The 423-nt window shown below is 73.0% G+C and carries 1 protein-coding gene; it reads right to left on the bottom strand.

Annotation, left to right across the window (positions count from 1 at the left end; translation table 11 throughout):
* A partial coding sequence (locus BVI061214_RS00735; protein WP_082333090.1) for a phosphoribosylglycinamide synthetase C domain-containing protein occupies nucleotides 1-423 on the bottom strand: 423 nt, incomplete at both ends.

Here is a 423-nt window from a genome sequence, read left to right on the forward strand (position 1 = left end):
CCCGCCGGTAGACCGCCCCGGGGAAGCCCACCCGGGGGATGAAGGCGTAGGCCCGCTCCAGGGCCTCCTTCAGGTCCTTCCCCAGGCCCACCACGTTTAGGACCCGCCCCCCGGCGCTCACGAGCCTGCCCCCTTCCCGCCGGGTCCCGGCGTGGAAGACCAAGACCCCTTCCGGGGGCTCGGGGAGGTGGAGGGGGATCCCCTTCCTGGGGTTTTCCGGGTAGCCGGGGGCGGCCAGGACCACGCAGGCGGCGGCCCCCTCCCGCCAGGAAAGCCGGGTGCCCTGAAGCCTCCCCTCGGCCACCTTCAGGGCCAGCTCCACCAGGTCGCTTTGGAGAAGGGGCAAGACGGCCTGGGCCTCGGGGTCGCCGAAGCGGGCGTTGAACTCCAGCACCTTGGGGCCTTCCCGGGTGAGCATGAGGC

It is taken from the genome of Thermus aquaticus, from assembly GCF_001280255.1.
GTDB lineage: Bacteria > Deinococcota > Deinococci > Deinococcales > Thermaceae > Thermus > Thermus aquaticus.